Source organism: Planococcus sp. ANT_H30 (genome assembly GCF_008369335.1).
Taxonomy (GTDB): Bacteria; Bacillota; Bacilli; order Bacillales_A; family Planococcaceae; genus Planococcus; species Planococcus kocurii.
The window spans coordinates 82760-98065 of the sequence record NZ_VOBJ01000008.1 but is presented as its reverse complement, the minus strand read 5'-3'; the positions used below and the strand labels follow the sequence as shown (position 1 = coordinate 98065).

Genomic DNA, 15306 nt, shown 5'->3' with positions numbered 1-15306 from the left:
CCAGTAGTAGAGAACACACCTACACAAGCCAATAATGAATAGTTCGAAGGATACGAACTTATTGAAATGGATAGTGGTGATTTGTCTAGATATCGTGAACTCAACACTATCGTTGTAAGTGTACCGGACTCAACAGTTGATAAGTTTTTATAAAAGAAGGAGGGAATAGCGATGGAAATTGCGAGAGTAAAAGAGAAGTTCATGAATGCGGATATTAAATTGAAGGGGCTTTTTTTTCTGGGGATCATCTTATTTGTAGCAACACTTCCCAAAGGCTTATTTTTACCGTTGGGCGTGTTGGTAGTTTTGGCCATGTTTTCTGAAAGCCTTTGGAGCGGACTGGTTTACATCTTTAAAACAATCCTTCGGTTCGCTATCGGGATTGCTACGCTGCTCCTTGCATTTTACCTAATCATGCTGATCGTAACGTATTTCTTTACTTGATAGCTTCTTAATCCTCGAACATTTTGTGATCGAAAAATTCGGACAGCGTCATGCCGAATCCATGAGCAATATTCTTAATCGTGTTGATCCGCGGATACTTGGATCTGCCAGACATTATTTCGGCCATGGTGGATTGTTTGACGCCCGAGCGTCTGATCAACTCGTTTGCAGTCCATCCTCTTTCCTTCAATAGCTGCTGAATTCGAGTAGTCACTGCCTCATCAATTTGCATACAATACCTCTTTTCATTTACATTCTGGTTTATGCCATGTACCGCTTGTACTCACCAGATCATTTATAAATCTTTAATACAAGATATTTTACCTCAAACTATAATCCCTAACAATGGCAATAGATTTCCTACAAAATTCAGATAAAATCAAAATGATACATAAGTCATCGTGTCGGGTGTGTATATGCCCACGTTTCGTGTTCCTTTATCCCGAACTGCAAAAACCCTCCTACAATACCCACCTATATTCGACACCATTCGACTTAAAAACTAAAAACGCCGCTCTTACAAAAAACCCTAGAAATAGGGCTTTATCGGCCTAAAGTATCGGTATACTGTTTTATTTATCGGTATACCGTTGTAATATTATCGGTATACTGATACACTCAAATCACTAAATTGTTCTGTTTTTAGAACCGATGATGGGAGGGGATTTACATTGCCTGTATGGTTTGGCGATTGGATCAAGGAACAACGAATGGCGCTTAACATTTCTCAGTCTGAGTTATCCGACAGGACCGGCAAACAGATTCCGCAAAGCACCATCAGTATGTGGGAGCAACGAAAAAACGGAAACCCGACCGCTCAGAATGTGAGATTGCTGGTCGAGTCACTGGGGATTTCCATGAATAACTTCCCATGGGAACACATCTTATTTAAAGACAAGTACACGGAAGCGAGGTGCAATCAGATGGCAGAGCGGTTTTATCTATACGACTTGGCGTCGGCGTCCAGCTTGAAAACATTTGAGGGCAAGGTCTACGAATTGAAAGGGGCTGTTGGCGTGGAGAAAGAGTCTGGTGAAGTTCGGCACATCACGGATCTTTACTATCGAACGCGCTCGGTGATTTCGAACAAACGGCTGTTGGCCAAACGGAAGAATGCGCACGACGAATTGTTGAAAGTGAGTGGCATAAAAAAAGTAAAATGAGCCATCAGTAGCATGCCCTTAAGAACAGTAAGCAACAAAAAGGACAACTTCATAGTGCGTGTCTGTCGCGGATGGCAACCTGCGGTATAGATATACGTCGAGATGGTTTGGCCAGAGTCTCCTAAAACTGGCTGTTGTCCCGTTGCCAGATTGTAGTTCTGGGTTACCTAAAAACCCTGTACGTTGCAGCTATACGCTGCATAGAGTTAGCGAATGAACCGGCTATAAATTCGCCTCTCCTTACTGTTCTTAATGGTGTGCTACTACCAACCAAAAACGAAAGGCGGTTTTAGGAATGGCAGCAACAAAGGAACAAAAGGAACTGAAGACGAATGCGGAGGATCTCTTGGCCTTTAACGGCAAAGATTACGATGACTGGTTAGAAGAAAAGCATCGCGAAGTGGTTTCTGAAAACATTCCGTTGTTGATGAACCTCTTGAAGAAAGAACGCAAAGCCGCTAACACCGGAACAGCTTTACAGAATTCCTAAAATAAAAGGAGGGGTTTTAAATGGATGGAGCAATGAGCACTGGTGTCGCCGTATTGGAATGGGCGCAAAGATTCGGCATACTTTCTTCAGCTATCGCGATTTGTATAGGAGGGTACTACCTTATATGGGGCGGAGATCGTGGGCGTCCAAAAGCGATTGGCTTTTTCATTGGGGCGGTAGTCGGTTTGGTCATTGTAATGGGAGCCTACAACATGGCCGAAAGCATCAACGACAACATCAAATTTTAATAGCCACACAAGAAGAAGCCACTCCGGAATGAGTGGCTTTTTTCTATTAACCGGATAAAGGAGAATCTTAATATGTTAAAAATACTCTTTGTGGGCGCACCGGCTGACGCGATACCGAATCATGAGAAGCTCGAATTTAGCCAAGCGGTGGCACTCACACACGAATTGGAGTTGGCTTACCGCGATGAACAACGGGGAGCGGCTGCGGAGTTCTTTGTGATCGGCAAAGATGGCCTTGATCTATATAAGGGAGTCTTTAATTTCGGTTCCTATGATTACCCGAACATTTATCACCAGATCAAAGACAAAGCAACAAAGATCCGCGTCGATAAAGAAAAACAGGCCGACAAGCTCTTTTTGCTGGAACAGATTGAACAGCTGACACCGGAAGAATTCAAGAAAGAGGAAACGATTGACCGGTCGTTGGTCAACGTCGACAAAGACCGGATCTCCCGACTGAAGAAGTGGCAGCGGGTCACGATTTATTCTCTGGCTGCCGTATTAGGAGCGGGACTGGTGTTCCTTGGGGCTTTGTTCTTCCTGCAGAAAGTGCAGTATGAGCAAGCTTTGGAGGAAGGACGAAGCATTGTCGACCAGCAGAAACAAACGATTGAAACCTATGAATACGGCTTATTGGGAGAAGAGGAAGAGTTCTTGGAATCCCTCGAAGCCCAGGATACGTTGAGCGAAAGCCAAAAACGGATACTGGCCGCTCTTTATCTCGAAAAAAGTGAATTTGAGAAGGCTGTCCAGATCATGGAGGATACCGTCTACGTGGAAACGCTCATCCTGAAGAATCCCCAATTGGACAAGGAGGAGAAGATCAAGCAAATCAATGAGTTCAATCAGCTGTATCCGACAAACGAAGCCCGATTCGATTTGGCTTACTTTGAAGGAGACTACGAATTGATGATGAATCTCCCTTCCATCAACATGACGGTCGAACGTTCAGAAATGAAAACGTATGGCCTGCTGAAGCTCGGAAAGCTTGAAGAAGCCAAAGCAGAGCTGAACAACAACAACAGCGAGGAATTGGAGCAGAAGATCGATTTGCACGAGGTCCTGACAGCGGAAATCAAAACACTTGAGGACAAGTTAGCAGATGCTAAAAAAGCTTCTAAAAAGGACGACAAGGCCATTAAAGGCATCACGGATGAATTGAAGAAGAAACAAGACGAATTGGCGATGCTCTAAAGGAGGAAGAGATGGATGTTCAATGAAAGTTTTATTTATTACCTGAAGAAGATCGGGATTCCATTGCTGCTACTGGCGATGTCATTCTCGGTCTTCTTTCTTACACTGAATGCCTTGTTGAATGCAATCGTTGAAGTATTCCAGAAGACATTCAATACCGGAAGCCTACTTGAACTGGAGCCGATTAATCTGACAACGGAAATGTTTTATACTTTCCCCTTCTTAGAAACAGCAAGCCTTGTCTATGCTGTGCTGTTCTTGCTCGCGTTTGTGCCGGCTGTTGTACTTACATTCAAATACATCACCAACTTCGGCCAAATCAAGAAAGAGCAGAAAGGCAGTGCCCGCTTCACCACATTCAAGGAAATCCAGCAACAGTACCGAGATGTCCCCGAAAAAGGGGAGAAGTTCAAAGGCAGCGGCGGGGTGCCGGTAGCCCGGCATAAGAAGCGGATCTTCATCGACGACAGTCCCGTGAATAACATGGTCATCGGTACCACACGAAGCGGAAAGGGGGAAACATTCGTCTTCTCGGCCATCGACATCTACAGCCGTGCCGAGAAGCAAGCCAGCATGATTCTGAACGATCCAAAAGGCGAACTGTACGCAGCTTCCAAAGATACGCTCGAAGGGCTGGGGTATCACGTCGAAGTCCTGAATCTGATGAATCCCATCCAGAGCATGTCCTACAATCTGCTGCAGCTCACCATCGATGCGTTTATGGAAGGCAACTATTCCTTATCTCAACAATACGCCCGCTCTGTGGCCTTCATGCTTTACCACGATCCGAAAGCAAAGGATCCCTTCTGGGCGAACTCGGCAACAGATTTATGTACCGCGCTTATCTTAGCTTTGTGCGAACAATGCAAACTGGAGCGGGAGAAAATCAACATGTACAACGTCGCGTTGATGCTCTCGGATTTAGGGACGCGCACCGTGATGAATGAAGACGAAGAGGAAGTAAGTGCCCTGGACGATTTCTTTTCCAAGTTCCCTGAGAATCATCCGGCCAAGATGCAGTATGCAACGATCAACTTCTCCAGCGGTCAAACGCGAGCCAGTATCTTAGCCAACGCCAATGCCAAACTCGGTGTCTTCACGCTGGACGGCACGGCAAAGCTGACATCTCGGAATTCATTCGATATGTCGAAAATCGGCTTTTCCCGCTGGATCAAAGGGAAGACCGCTCCAGATACACGCATTCATGTCACTTTTTCTAGTAATGAAACGGCCACGATCCGGACGGACGCAGACGGCATGTTCACGCTGTTCCACAAGCACCCGCTACAGGTTGGCGATTCCTTCACTATAAGGGCCGGCAAAGAGGAAACTGTGGTGAGTGTCACTGGATTGATTGAACGGGAGCGGAAAGATGGCGTGATGATTCACGAAGGGCTTCTGGAACACGAAGTGATGAGTGGTAACGTGGAAATACAAGCCATCATGGAATTCGATAAGCCGACCGCGGTGTTTATGATTGTGCCGGATTACGATGCCACACTGAATGTCATCGGGTCGCTTTACGTCAAGCAAGTCTATACAAACTTAGCCCACATCGCCTCGAACTCGGAAGGCGGCAAGTGTCATCGTGAAGTCATTTTTATCCTGGATGAATTTGGGAACATGCCGGCGATTGAAGGGATGGCCAATATCGTCACGGTTTGCCTAGGCCGAAACATCCGCTTCAATTTGGTCATCCAAGCCTATGCGCAGCTTGAAAACCTGTATGGCGACGACTGGAAGACCATTGACGGCAACTGCGGGAACACGCTGTATCTATTGACCGCAGACGAATCGACGGCTGAATTGATTTCCAAGAAACTGGGTGATGAAACGATCCTCACGAAGTCCCGCTCCGGCCAGACATTGTCCATGAGCAAGTCGAAGACAGAGAGTGTGGATTCGAGGAGACTGATGACGGCCACCGAAGTCATGGGGCTGAAAGAAGGGGAGATGATTGTGATCCGCATCATCAAACGCCAAGACAAGGACCGGAAGCGCATCAAGTCGTATCCGATTTTCTTGACCGGCAAAACCGCGCTCAAATATCGCTGGGAGTACCTGTCGGCGTATTACAATACCGATAATTCCATTAACGACATCGACATCCCATGCGAGCATTCCATGACGGACTTGAACCAGCTTCGGGCTTCCTTTACTACGAATAACTTTGCGGATAACTTAATCAAACAGTTGCCAGAAAAGGAGGGTGCTGAAAAATCGGCAGCCGTCGCTTCGGTCAAACAGAAGAAAGCCGCTGCACGGCACGAGAAACGAAGAGCGGAGATGCAGAAAGAAATCGACTTCAATCAGTTCGTGAATGATCACTACAAAGTTCAGCAGCTCTTCAACAGCACCTTCCTTAAAAATGTGGATGCTGAAAACCCAGAGAAATACATGGAGATGGGCATCGTCGACTTCCGGGAATTCATCTTGGCCAACGATCACCAAATCGAAGACAAGTTCTGCTCCGTCATCTTAACGAAGATAAACGGCACATTGACGAAAATTAAAGAAGAAGAGGAGCGTGTAACTGGATGAACGATAAGATAGAGCAGCTGGACCGCTATTTGCTGTCGCGCGAAGACCGGCTCGAGGCTGGAGACATCTTGACCGTTAAACTAACGGACGGCATGCTGACGGTGTATAAAGAAGAGAATCCGGATGGCGAAAAGAAAGTTGTCACGTTGATTGAACAGTTTGACGACCAATTGGATCTAGCGGTACACGATTTACTAGCACAGCACCCGACTAAAGGAGGTCACCTAAAATGAATTACGCAGTTTCGTTTCTCTACCAGAGCGATGAATTCGAAATATCGGTCGGTACCAACCATGTCTTTGAAGCACAGAATAGGGAAGAAGCGATGAAGAAGGCCGCAACCCTGCAAAAACTGTCAGATTATTTCTCGCCCTATTACACCAAAACGGAAGGCGATATTGTATTTGATGTGATGGAAAACAACTATTTTGATCAGGTATTTGTATTCGAGTATACCTTTTATGATGAAACCAAAGGCGATTATCTAACCGTGGATGTAGGTGACGGAAAGGTCCTATCCCCTGTAATGAACCCAGCTTGTTATGTTAAGTTAGACAGAAGTGCATTTCTTCAATGCTTCAAAGAACATTACCCAGACAAAGAGGTAGTGACTTTCGGCTCCTTAAGTTACGGAGTGGAGGAAACCAGCGCGAAACGAAGGTAATGGTAATGAAGCATTGTCATAACTAATAATTAGGAGTGATTTTATGAAAAGAATCGTCGCTTTGGTAGGCATCGTTTTTCTATTAGCCGCTTGCAGTGAAAAGGAATACTTCAAACAGATTTACATCGGAGACATGAAAGAGTACATGGAAGAAGATAAAGATGGCTTTTTGTTAATCGTGAATGAAAACGACCAAGACTTTCAGGCGTATGTGAAAGAGGTAGCGGAGAACGAAAAGGTTGAAATCGGCATGTACAATTCGTATCTATCGGAAGAAGGAGCGGAAGAAAGCAATCCCGTCTTGCCGTTCGATGGCTTTGACCGGTACAACGAGCTTTATTATGTTGAGGACAATGAGGTGAAAGGGAATTTGGATGTGGAAAGTTACGAAGACATGGAGTTGACGCAAGAACTTGAGCATTTTGTAAATCTCCATAAATGATTTCCTGCGGTTTGATAAGGAGTGAGGTTGTATGAAAGACGCGGAAATTGTAGAAAAGATTGAGGAATTTAGCGAGTTTTTAAGCGTCGGTACTCCTATTAGCGACATGGTGCGCTGGTTGGGTTGGGTGTTTATCAAAGGGCTTGCCTTTATAGTAGATGGACTCGAAAGCGTGACAGACGACGTGTTGCTCGTCAAACAATTCTTTCAGAATCCAGAAATTGCGGCGTTCGTTGACACGATACGCCCTTTTTTGTACATTCTTTTAGCGTTCAGCCTGCTCTACGCCGGTTATATGCTGATATTCCAGAAGAAATTCGACCGAGAAGGCATGGCCATGAACTTGTTTATCGCCCTGATCATCGTCGTCGCCCTGTCCCAAGGAATGGGCAAAGCCAATGAATTTACCGATGAGGCCATCAATGCCATCAATACAACCGAGCTGTACGATGAAGGAAAAGGTTCTTTATCGGACAACATTGTTTCGAGGCAGCTCACGGATTTAATGGAGTTTGATAAAGGCGGATGGGAAACAACCGATATCGATCCATCCAATACGCTGCCACTTTCCATGATTGGGCATCTTTCCGTTACAGAAAAGCTGGATAAAAAGCGGACAGAATTGGAACTGACACCGGACGGGAGAGAAATACTCGCGCATAAATTAACATGGTCTGTGAGTGAAAAAGAATTGGTAGAATTGGAAGACAGTAAACTGATGCCCTGGACGAATGAACGGTATTATCGCTACGACGTGAATTGGCTGACATTGCTGACGACATTGGCTGTCATGGCGTTCACGCTTTTCTCAATCGCATACAAACTGGCCAGGCTGTCTTTTGAATTAACGTTCAACTACATCCTGGCCTTACTTGTGGCACCGGCCGATATCCACGATGGCCAAAAGACCAAAAAAATCATGCAATCGATTCTGAATACATTTCTCGTCATCATCCTGATCTTCCTCTCCATGAAAATTTACATGATTGGCACCGCTTATGTGGCTGCTGAACTGGATGGTTTGGCGTATTTGATTGCATTGATTGCGTTCTCGGTTGCCGTAATCGACGGACCGAACATCGTAGAACGGTTATTCGGCATTGATGCCGGCCTGAAAAACGGCTGGGGCGTCTTAGCAGGCGCGTATGCCGGCGGTAAACTGATTTCGGGTGCCGGAGGCGCTGTCATGAATACCATGAGTCGTGCCAAGGGTCCCCGTGGTTCCGGTGATTCAGAAGAAGACGATGAAGAGGGCAAGAGCGGAACGGCAACTGGCGGACGTACCAAGAATGGTTCCGCTACCGAAAGTGCCGCGTCACCGAATGCCAGTGAAGATGCAGGTGGGGCACACGGTGCAGGGGGTACAGCCGCTGGAATTGCTGTTAGCGGAATGGCCGGCAACAAAGGAATCAACACTGGATTGGCTGAGAAGAATGAGGATGTTAAAAACGAACAGGCGCCATCGCCGAATGACGGCATTGAACTTTCGAAAGGCAAAACGGAAACAACCGGAACATCCGGAAACGGCAACAACTCTCCTGGAAACGCCAATTCAGCTAAAGGAAATCTACCTAGTGACGAAAAAGGCCCTCAGGAGCCCTCGCAAGGCACGGGAGCATCCGGAGGACATACACCTTCACCAAACGATGTAGAACGCGTCGATTCCAGTGCTTCTGGAGGCGGTTTAAGGCAAGTAAGTTCGGCTGGTTCTGCGCCATCACCAAACGATGCAGATCGTTCGAATGGCGGGTCGTCAGCGGCATCAACTGCCGAAAGTGTCCGAAATGAACGCATGGAGCAACGGACAACAGGCCGGACGGATTACGAGGTCGAAAGCATCAATGAACAGGCAGACGGACATACAAAGGGTCGTGATAACTCAGCCGGAAGTTCCGGTTCGGGTCCAAGTGCTGCAGCCAGTCCGAATACAAGCAGCTCTGCTCCTTCTTCAACAACTGCACAAAGTCGCACAGAAAACAGCAGCGGCTCTTCTGGACGGCAGCAAACGACCACCACTATCAATCGCTCGGCCAGCGACCAAACAATTGATGAAAACGTTGTGGTAACTGAATCGCAAGGCAATACCACGCAGGGTTCCCGAAACGTAACCGAGAATACGAGTCGTGGTTCGGGTGCAGGCGGCTTTAATTCTGAAGCACCAGCTGCTTCGGGAGGTTCAGCGACATCGAGGAGCGGAAGCAGCCGCACAATCAACCAAGACAGTTCTTCCCACGAGAACATCGTGAATGAAACGACAGTCAATCAGAATCAGCACCAGGACACGCAACAGACCGATAGAACGAATGTGAATGAGAGCCGCCGACCGCGCATGCATAACTTGAATCAACAAGAGTCAAACACACTGGACCGCATCAAGAATTACAGAAGAAATAGATAACCAATGAGGACGGCGCAAAACTGCGCTGTCCTTTTTTCATAAAGGAGCTGACAACGATGAGGATCTACCAAATCCCGAATGAAATTACGACGGAGCTGAAAATCAACAAGGCGCTATACCTGTTCGACCTTTTTCTAATAATCGGGTTGATCTTGCTGCGGATGATTGTCTTGCCTTTTGTTCATTCGTCACTGGTCTGGCCGTTTACAGGCTTCATTGTGCTGTTCGGGCTGTTCTTAATTATCCGCCCTGCCACGAACCCGCAGAAACGAATGAACCAAGCCATACTCTACGCAATGGTCCGAAAAAAAGACACGTACAGTGCCATTGATTACGAAGAGGGGGAATAAAAATGGCTTTATTTGAAGAAACAAAGAAACGGTCGACATCCAAAAGCCGACCCGCCTTGCTGGATGAGCAGGACATCGCGGCCGAGCGGAAAGCGCGCAGCACGAAAAAGAAAGTCCTGTCCTCTTTCGCGGACATCGCGCCCATCGTCGACATCACCGATTCCGAATTCTTTGAAATGCGGAACGGCGAATTCATGGAAATCCTTCAAGTCACCAGCAAGGACATCTATTCATTGAATGAGACGGATAAAGACAACGATATCTATTCACTGGCCCACTTTTTCCAGGCCTATCTGCCCTCGGTTAAAGTGGTCCCGCTCAATACGCCCGTCAATCTGGAGATTCCGAAACGGCATGTCCTGCGCGACATTCGGCGGAATCAGAATCCCTATTACCTGCCGCACTTGGAAAAGAAATTGAAAGACCTGGAGTTTCTAGAAAACAACCGCACAGACCGCGAATTCTTCCTGTTCCTCTACAGCAATGATGAGAAAGCCATGCTGGAGAACAAGGTTCATGCCCGAAAGTTAATGGCACGCAGCAACCCGCTCGTTGAACTGCCGCTAGATAAAAAGCTGAGTATCTTGTACCAGCTAGCGAATTTAAACTCTAAACCACTATCCGAAGTATAGGAGGACGCGACATGCTGAATGTTTTAAGTGCACTACTGAAACCCAAAAATGACGACGAAGTGAAAGCGGAGAAAGGGTTCAATCCTTATCTGCTCTCGAAGATTCAACCACAGGGCGGCATCAAATTCGAAAGCGGCTACGTGAAGACAGGGGACGGCTACATCTCCTGCATTCATGTCTATAAGTACCAATCCTTGGTCAGTGACTTCTGGCTGGAGGAATTGATGCGGATTGAACATGCAGTTGTCACACTGGATGTGGCCACAGCCGACAAGAAAGAAATCATCGAGTCCATCAACAAATCCATGGCGGAACAGAATACCCGCTACCAGACAGCGAAAGATAACGTCGATCGCATCGATGCCAGAGCCAGTTACGAAGAGCTAGATGGCGTCTACAAGCAGATCACCAAAGGTGAAATCATGAAACGCATCCACCTCCGGGCTTATGTGAAATCCAAGACCTTCGAGGAGCTGGAACAGCGCGTACGCCAGGTCTTGGATGAACTGGAAAGCCTGAATTTTAGAGGTTCGGTTTTATTGAATGAGCAGGATTATTTGTGGTCCGGCATCTTTGCCAGCTACGACAACCAGCTGCAGTTCATCAACAAACGGAAAGGCAAGGAGATCCAAGCCTTGTCTGTTGCCGGCGGCTATCCCTTTCATTACACCAGCCTGACGGACGAGCACGGCACCTATTACGGCACCACCGAGACCAACGGCAGCGTCGTCTTTGATCTGTTCCATAAAGACAAAAACCGCAAGTCCTATAACGCGTTGATGGTCGGGAAGATGGGCTCCGGGAAATCCACGCTGCTAAAGAAGACGGTGATGGATCAAGCCAGCAAAGGCAACAAAGTCCGCATCCTGGACGTGACCGGCGAATTCAGAAGCCTGGTCGAAAAGATGGGCGGCAAAGAGATTGCGCTGGATGGATCCCGCGGCCTCATCAACCCGCTCCAGGTATTCAAGACGGTGACGAATGAGGAAGACGGCTCCACCAACGAGACGCAATCCTTTACGCAGCACCTATCCAAAATGAGTGTGTTCTACAACTTCATCAATCCGCAGGCCAATGCGACCGAAAGTACCGAATTTGAAATTCTGCTTCGCAAACTCTATGTGGAACGGAAATTATGGTCAAGAGATCCGGATGAAATCATTCCGATTACCCAATTCCAAGCGAACGAATACCCGACGTTCTCAGACCTTCTTTCTTTAGTAAGAACGGAACTGTACCACGACTTTGAGCAGCAAATCCGCCATGAAAACTTAGCCCAGGAGCGGGAGCTACGGCTGTCGAATATCGAGTTGTCCCTGACGAACCTAGTCGACAACTACGGCAGCATCTTCGATGGCACGTCTTCCATTGAACGCTTTGATGACGAAGGCATTGTGTCGTTTCCACTCCGGAATTTGACCAACTTGAAGTCGGAAATTTATCAGGCGCAGATCTTCAGCATCCTGAACATGTTGTGGGACAGCATGATTTCAGAAGGGGCGCCGCAGTTCAATGCCTACAACAAAGGAAAGCTCGCCTTTGAAGACGCATCGAAGTTCCTGGTCCTGATTGATGAAGGCCATCACCTCATCAACACGCGGGAAGTTTCCCAGCCGGCGGTGCTGTATTTGAACAAGTTCATGCGGGAAGCGCGGAAGTATTTCGGCGGGCTGTTCTTCGCCTCGCACCTCATTTCCGATTTTGTGCCGGACGGTTCCAATAACGAGTACGCGGAAAACGTCAAAGCCTTGTTCGACTTGACGCAATACAAATTCATCGGCCAACAGGACGCCCAATCCTTATCGGCCATCCAGAATGTGTTCACAGGGCAGCTGACCGATTCGGAGACACGCGTCATCCCGCACCTCGAAACCGGAAAGGTCGTGCTCTCAATTTCCGGAGACAAGAACATTGTCTTCTCTGTCGATGTATCGAAACGGGAGCTGGCGATGTTCGGTGGAGGTGCGTAAAATGCCCCAGCCCCGTTCAAAGGCGCAACTGGCCAAGACCGCGCTGAAATTGGCGCTGTTGAAATACAATCCCATTGGCCTGCAAGCCAAACTGATCATCGCCGGTTCCGTTCTGGCCATCGTGATTGTCTTGATTTTCACAGCAGGCATCTTCTCTATGTTCTCCAGTCCGGATGATGGTTCTTCGGGAGATGGCATCGGTGCCGGCGTCGGTCCGGCATCCGTTTCGCCGGAGGTTGCTCAATACCGAGATGCCATCTCGAGTGAACTTGCCAAGTACGATATGGAAGGACAGACCGAGTTGCTACTGGCGTTGATGATGCAGGAATCCGGAGGGAAAGGAAACGATCCGATGCAAGCCAGTGAATCGAAATGCGGTTCGATTGGCTGCATCACCGATCCAGACGAAAGTATATCCTACGGCGTAGAGCATTTCGTTTCTGTCTTCAAAAGTGCCAAGAAAGATGTGAAATTGACTTTGCAAAGCTACAACTTTGGGAGCGGTTTTATCGATTATGTATTGAAGAATGGCGGCTCCTATACAAAGGAACTGGCCATTTCCTTCTCGCAATTGCAGTACCAGAAATTGAAGCACACCGGCATCTATAAATGCAATCGGCCGGAAGCGATTCAGCACAGTGCGTGTTATGGAGACATCGGTTATGTGGAAGCGGTACTGAAGTATCTACCCTCTGCCAGCACAGGGAACTCAGCAATGATTGCAGGAGACTTGGCCGCTCCTGTCCGCAACACAATGCGCGTGACCTCTAACTATGGATGGCGGAACATCGGAGCGGGACCAGAGCACCATGACGGCATCGACTTGGGCTGCAGCGAGGCTGATTCCATCCACTCAGTGAAAGATGGCACTATCGTTTTTGCCGGCATGTATGGCGGTTACGGAAATGTTGTCACCGTTCAACATGCAGCCAATTCATTCACCACCTACGCACATTTAAGTCGCATCAGTGTCCAGGTAAACCAAAAAGTCGAGGGCGGCAATAAAGTCGGTATGTGCGGCAATACCGGACGTTCTTTCGGTTCGCATTTACACTTTGAAATCAAAACCCAGATGTGGGGCGGCTATATGGATCCCGCTCCTTTCTTATTTAAGGAGGCATAACGCATGCAATTCACAAATAAATCATTGCTCATTCTCCTCTCGTTTCTTCTAGTAATATCACTGGCAGTTAATATTTACAGCTTCACTTCAGAGTACTCCGTAGACCGCGGAGACCTTGATGAACAGAAGAAGGCGGAAGCGCAATACGAAAGTGAGTTAGTAGAAAAAGAGGATACGATTGCATCACTTCAAAAAGAATTGGATGCGAATGAAGTTACCGCTCCGGTTGAGGTAGAAGAGGCAGAACAAGCAGCTCCAGAGACCGGAGCGGAACCGGATGAACTCATCAACACTGCGCAACGGTTTATTGAATACGCGTTCGAAAGTGATCCTGAGTCGTATGCCACACGAAAGAAATTGGCGCTTAATTACATGACGGAGAGCCTGTATGAAACGTTATATCCTGCTGACGGAATGGATCAAGAACAGCAGAAAATATCTATTGAAATCAATGAGGTGAACGTTTTTGCTGATGGCCAGAACGAAAACGAAGCTATCGTGCATTACACCTACAGTGAAGAAATCCTTTCTTCCGGATACGAAGAAGAAAAGGAAATGTACGCAAAATTATTGTTCACAGTAGAAGAAAATCTCTTGAAAGTGGCTGAAATCAAGCCGCTCGAAAACGAGTACGGAGGGATCTAGATGGCGAAAAAGAAAAAGAAAAACCTAAAGCTCAACATGTCGACGCTGTATATCACATTGGCTTTTATGTTCATTCTCGGCTTCGGATTTTTCGGAACATCGAAGCTCTTCATGGCAGAAGATATTCCGCTCAATCAAACCGAATTGAATGAAGAATTTGATTTAAAGGCAAACGGAAATTTCACTATAAAGGAATGGGCATACGATAAAGAACAGAACATGATGGAGGTCACACTGATTACGAATGGCATTGAGGACTACATGACGAAGTTGGATTTCACTGCAGTCAGTCGAGAAAGATTATCGGATGAACTTCCCACAGAAATTGTTTATGACGAGAGCGATATTTACATTATTCACATCAAGGATGTCCCAAAAGATTTCAATCAGATTGCGCTCCGATTCAATAAAGGTAAAAAGAGTTATGATGATTTGTTCGCCGAAGGAGAAGCAGAGGAAGGTAAAGAGAAAGTCATTTCCACTGTCTACACAGATCAGCGAGTGGTCAAAGAAGAAGCAATACCTGATCGGAACTTTACGGAATACGCGCTGGAAATTACCGGCGAATTGATTACAAAAGCAGAGCAAGACATCAATGAATTGGAAGATAAGAGCGGCATGACAGACGATGTAATTGCTGAGATTCTGAAAGAGATTGAGCAGCTCCAAGTGGACCTTCTTTATCAAACGGTAGACGAACAAGTCGAAACAAACAATGACGTTTTCCAACTGGAGAAGAGCATAGAAGGCTACGAAAAAGAGAAAGAAATTATGGCCGACGACATCAAAAATATTCGTGCAAAAGTGGAGCGCTTGAAACAAAAACAATACGATTTGAATATTTAACGGTCAATTTTAAGGGCTTCCATATGGAGGCAAATGGCTTTTTAAAGGGCTTCCATATGGAAGCCTTAAGCTGTTTTTAGTGATATCACCTCAAACCCAGGCTCCGCCTGGTCTAGCACTGAAAGTGATAGCAGATTTCCCTTATGCTCTTCTCTT

17 protein-coding genes are annotated in these 15306 nt (G+C 46.9%); 16 read left to right on the top strand and 1 reads right to left on the bottom strand.

Annotation, left to right across the window (positions count from 1 at the left end; all coding sequences use genetic code 11):
• Positions 1-171: 171 nt before the first annotated feature.
• Positions 172-444, top strand: coding sequence for a hypothetical protein (locus FQ085_RS14860; protein ID WP_149456992.1), 273 nt, complete (start codon positions 172-174; stop codon positions 442-444).
• 7 nt (positions 445-451) lie between these two features.
• Here FQ085_RS14860 and FQ085_RS14855 read toward each other — a convergent pair whose 3' ends face one another.
• Positions 452-676 carry a helix-turn-helix domain-containing protein gene (locus FQ085_RS14855; protein WP_149456991.1) on the bottom strand — a complete coding sequence of 75 codons (225 nt, stop codon included), beginning with the start codon at positions 674-676 and terminating at the stop codon, positions 452-454.
• A gap of 439 nt (positions 677-1115) precedes the next feature.
• Between FQ085_RS14855 and FQ085_RS14850 the strand changes: the two genes are divergently transcribed.
• The 15 genes from FQ085_RS14850 (at position 1116) to FQ085_RS14780 (ending at position 15150) form a co-directional block, all read left to right on the top strand.
• Positions 1116-1607, top strand: coding sequence for a helix-turn-helix domain-containing protein (locus FQ085_RS14850; RefSeq protein ID WP_149456990.1), 492 nt, complete (start codon positions 1116-1118; stop codon positions 1605-1607).
• A gap of 295 nt (positions 1608-1902) precedes the next feature.
• The gene (locus tag FQ085_RS14845) at positions 1903-2097 is read left to right on the top strand and encodes a hypothetical protein (protein ID WP_149456989.1); all 195 of its coding nucleotides are present in this window, start codon (positions 1903-1905) and stop codon (positions 2095-2097) included.
• A 20-nt stretch (positions 2098-2117) separates the two neighbouring features.
• A complete protein-coding gene (locus FQ085_RS14840; protein ID WP_149456988.1) occupies positions 2118-2345 on the top strand; it encodes a hypothetical protein in 228 nt (75 codons plus the stop codon).
• 72 nt (positions 2346-2417) lie between these two features.
• The gene (locus FQ085_RS14835; RefSeq protein ID WP_149456987.1) at positions 2418-3539 is read left to right on the top strand and encodes a hypothetical protein; all 1122 of its coding nucleotides are present in this window, start codon (positions 2418-2420) and stop codon (positions 3537-3539) included.
• A gap of 15 nt (positions 3540-3554) precedes the next feature.
• Positions 3555-6080 (top strand): VirD4-like conjugal transfer protein, CD1115 family, encoded by a 2526-nt coding sequence (locus tag FQ085_RS14830; RefSeq protein WP_149456986.1) that lies wholly within the window; start codon positions 3555-3557, stop codon positions 6078-6080.
• Complete coding sequence (locus tag FQ085_RS14825) at positions 6077-6313, top strand: hypothetical protein (protein WP_149456985.1); 237 nt, start codon at positions 6077-6079, stop codon at positions 6311-6313. The genes FQ085_RS14830 and FQ085_RS14825 overlap by 4 nt, the downstream gene beginning before the upstream one ends.
• Entirely contained in the window at positions 6310-6744 is a 435-nt protein-coding gene (locus tag FQ085_RS14820) for a hypothetical protein (RefSeq protein ID WP_149456984.1), read from the top strand. Before FQ085_RS14825 ends, FQ085_RS14820 begins: the two co-directional genes overlap by 4 nt.
• 43 nt (positions 6745-6787) lie before the next feature.
• Positions 6788-7186 carry a membrane lipoprotein lipid attachment site-containing protein gene (locus FQ085_RS14815; RefSeq protein ID WP_149456983.1) on the top strand — a complete coding sequence of 133 codons (399 nt, stop codon included), beginning with the start codon at positions 6788-6790 and terminating at the stop codon, positions 7184-7186.
• Positions 7187-7217: 31 nt separating this feature from the next.
• Positions 7218-9584: a pLS20_p028 family conjugation system transmembrane protein gene (locus tag FQ085_RS14810; RefSeq protein ID WP_149456982.1), complete on the top strand. Its 2367-nt coding sequence runs from the start codon at positions 7218-7220 to the stop codon at positions 9582-9584.
• Between the two features lie 56 nt (positions 9585-9640).
• A complete protein-coding gene (locus tag FQ085_RS14805; RefSeq protein WP_149456981.1) occupies positions 9641-9934 on the top strand; it encodes a DUF5592 family protein in 294 nt (97 codons plus the stop codon).
• Between the two features lie 2 nt (positions 9935-9936).
• Positions 9937-10566, top strand: coding sequence for a hypothetical protein (locus FQ085_RS14800; RefSeq protein WP_149456980.1), 630 nt, complete (start codon positions 9937-9939; stop codon positions 10564-10566).
• An 11-nt stretch (positions 10567-10577) separates the two neighbouring features.
• Positions 10578-12536: a VirB4 family type IV secretion system protein gene (locus tag FQ085_RS14795; RefSeq protein ID WP_149456979.1), complete on the top strand. Its 1959-nt coding sequence runs from the start codon at positions 10578-10580 to the stop codon at positions 12534-12536.
• A 1-nt stretch (position 12537) separates the two neighbouring features.
• Positions 12538-13659, top strand: coding sequence for a lysozyme family protein (locus tag FQ085_RS14790; RefSeq protein WP_262499816.1), 1122 nt, complete (start codon positions 12538-12540; stop codon positions 13657-13659).
• A 3-nt stretch (positions 13660-13662) separates the two neighbouring features.
• Positions 13663-14304, top strand: a complete 642-nt coding sequence (locus tag FQ085_RS14785) for a hypothetical protein (RefSeq protein WP_149456978.1) — start codon at positions 13663-13665, stop codon at positions 14302-14304.
• Positions 14305-15150, top strand: coding sequence for a hypothetical protein (locus FQ085_RS14780; protein ID WP_149456977.1), 846 nt, complete (start codon positions 14305-14307; stop codon positions 15148-15150).
• Positions 15151-15306: the final 156 nt, after the last annotated feature.

Coding starts and splice junctions, on each gene's coding strand:
- FQ085_RS14860 (WP_149456992.1), top strand. CDS start 172: ATGGAAATTGCGAGAGTAAAAGAGAAGTTCATGAATGCGGATATTAAA.
- FQ085_RS14855 (WP_149456991.1), bottom strand. CDS start 676: ATGCAAATTGATGAGGCAGTGACTACTCGAATTCAGCAGCTATTGAAG.
- FQ085_RS14845 (WP_149456989.1), top strand. CDS start 1,903: ATGGCAGCAACAAAGGAACAAAAGGAACTGAAGACGAATGCGGAGGAT.
- FQ085_RS14840 (WP_149456988.1), top strand. CDS start 2,118: ATGGATGGAGCAATGAGCACTGGTGTCGCCGTATTGGAATGGGCGCAA.
- FQ085_RS14835 (WP_149456987.1), top strand. CDS start 2,418: ATGTTAAAAATACTCTTTGTGGGCGCACCGGCTGACGCGATACCGAAT.
- FQ085_RS14830 (WP_149456986.1), top strand. CDS start 3,555: ATGTTCAATGAAAGTTTTATTTATTACCTGAAGAAGATCGGGATTCCA.
- FQ085_RS14825 (WP_149456985.1), top strand. CDS start 6,077: ATGAACGATAAGATAGAGCAGCTGGACCGCTATTTGCTGTCGCGCGAA.
- FQ085_RS14820 (WP_149456984.1), top strand. CDS start 6,310: ATGAATTACGCAGTTTCGTTTCTCTACCAGAGCGATGAATTCGAAATA.
- FQ085_RS14815 (WP_149456983.1), top strand. CDS start 6,788: ATGAAAAGAATCGTCGCTTTGGTAGGCATCGTTTTTCTATTAGCCGCT.
- FQ085_RS14810 (WP_149456982.1), top strand. CDS start 7,218: ATGAAAGACGCGGAAATTGTAGAAAAGATTGAGGAATTTAGCGAGTTT.
- FQ085_RS14805 (WP_149456981.1), top strand. CDS start 9,641: ATGAGGATCTACCAAATCCCGAATGAAATTACGACGGAGCTGAAAATC.
- FQ085_RS14800 (WP_149456980.1), top strand. CDS start 9,937: ATGGCTTTATTTGAAGAAACAAAGAAACGGTCGACATCCAAAAGCCGA.
- FQ085_RS14795 (WP_149456979.1), top strand. CDS start 10,578: ATGCTGAATGTTTTAAGTGCACTACTGAAACCCAAAAATGACGACGAA.
- FQ085_RS14790 (WP_262499816.1), top strand. CDS start 12,538: ATGCCCCAGCCCCGTTCAAAGGCGCAACTGGCCAAGACCGCGCTGAAA.
- FQ085_RS14785 (WP_149456978.1), top strand. CDS start 13,663: ATGCAATTCACAAATAAATCATTGCTCATTCTCCTCTCGTTTCTTCTA.
- FQ085_RS14780 (WP_149456977.1), top strand. CDS start 14,305: ATGGCGAAAAAGAAAAAGAAAAACCTAAAGCTCAACATGTCGACGCTG.